We start from the raw sequence: 1,666 nt of genomic DNA on the forward strand, positions 1-1,666 counted from the left end.
CTCACCCCTCCCCGTGACAATCTGCCATATCCGACAGATCAGCTCCGTCAATTGCTCCGCATCCAGGCCTGTAGTAGAGTCGTACCGCATCGGCTTCCCGTTCCGAAAATAGCGAGCTTTGGAACTTCTATTCTCCCGAATGGGAAGCCGATGCCTCGGAACGACACGCCCGAATCAGACCTTATGAATAACGCTCTGAGACGCAGAAGCGGATGATCAAGGGGTTCAGCAATGCGCACACGTGGTGATCGAGGGCGTATCCCGGTCACTTCGACTGTCGTTCTGCTGGTGATGACGTTGTCCGCCTGTGCGGGCGGGAGGGAGGCGAGGCCGGTGAGCACGATGAGTCCACTTGAGGGTCGGGATCGGGTGGTGGAGTTCGTTCGGGATTCCGCGGGGCGCCTCGATGTGACTGGGTGGTGGCCGCGCAGCGGTGCCGCACAGCCCGATGAGTGCGGCTTGGGCGACGGCATGAAGGGTGCGAGTTATAGCTACGACTTGTGGGCTCCGGCGGGGACGGATGTCGAGGGTGATGCTCGGAAGGTCGCGGAGTTTTGGGAGTCGCTGGGGATGACGGTGAGAGTGACGGATACTACTCCGCGGCCGACGGTGTACGGCGAGGGTGGGCCGGTGCTGCGGGCGAGTTTTGATACGGGCGCGGTCGAGAATCAGTACAACATCGGGGCGGTCATGCCGTGTTCTCCGGGCGATGCGGAGCAGTTGCTGGACGATGACAACGCGCAGCGCGATGCGGGCGCGGTCCTGCCGGGCGATGAAGGGGTTGTGCCGAAGCCGGATCCGCGGGACCCACCAGTGGGAATCACTCCGTCCAACCGTGGGTCGCAGGAATGAGTCGGGTCGACTGCCGTGTTGTCCAGGCGGCCGCTGCTGTTCTGCTGATCATGATGATGTCCGCCTGTGCGGGCGAGAGGGAGGCGAGGCCGGTGAGCACGATGAGTCCACGGGAGGGTCGGGATCGGGTGGTGGAGTTCGTTCGGGATTCCGCGGGGCGGCTCGATGTGACTGGGTGGTGGCCGCGCAGCGGTGCCGCACAGCCCGATGAGTGCGGCTTGGGCGATGGGGTGAAGGGTGCGAGTTATAGCTACGACTTGTGGGCTCCGGCGGGGACGGATGTCGAGGGTGATGCTCGGAAGGTCGCGGAGTTTTGGGAGTCGCTGGGGATGACGGTGAGGGTGACGGGGCCGACTCTGTGGCCCAATGTTTATGGGGAGGGTGGGCCGGTCTTGCGTGCGAGTTTTCACACCGGAGCCGTAGAGGATCAGTACCTGATCGACGCGGTCATGCCGTGCGCTCCGGGCGATTTCGAATCGCTCCTCCTCGATGACAATGCGCAACGCGACGCGGGCGCGGTCCTTCCGGGTGATGAAGGGGTTGTGCCGAAGCCGGATCCGCGGGACCTGCCGCTTGAGCCCGATCCGTCGAGTTCCGGCTCGGAGGGATGAACCGCGTCGTCCGCCGCGTCCTCTCGGCGGCGACTGCTGTTGTTCTCGTGGTGATGGTCTCCGCTTGTGCGGCGGAGAGGGAGGCGAGGCCGGTGAGCACGATGTGAGCTGCCCAACGTTTCCTGGACCAGTTGAATAGTTGTCTACGCGGCGAGGTTCTCGGTGATCCATGCCTGCTCGGCTTCGTTCGGGGTCCGATAGTC

2 protein-coding genes are annotated in these 1,666 nt (G+C 63.9%); both read left to right on the plus strand.

The window, feature by feature from the left end:
* The first annotated feature begins 333 nt into the window (after positions 1-333).
* Complete coding sequence (locus C5D07_RS15055) at positions 334-852, plus strand: hypothetical protein (RefSeq protein WP_146076825.1); 519 nt, start codon at positions 334-336, stop codon at positions 850-852.
* Positions 853-980: 128 nt separating this feature from the next.
* Positions 981-1,463 carry a hypothetical protein gene (locus C5D07_RS15060; protein ID WP_146076826.1) on the plus strand — a complete coding sequence of 161 codons (483 nt, stop codon included), beginning with the start codon at positions 981-983 and terminating at the stop codon, positions 1,461-1,463.
* The last annotated feature ends 203 nt before the right edge of the window (positions 1,464-1,666 follow it).

Origin of the sequence: Rathayibacter tritici (assembly GCF_002932875.1) — a bacterium.
Lineage (GTDB): Bacteria > Actinomycetota > Actinomycetes > Actinomycetales > Microbacteriaceae > Rathayibacter > Rathayibacter tritici.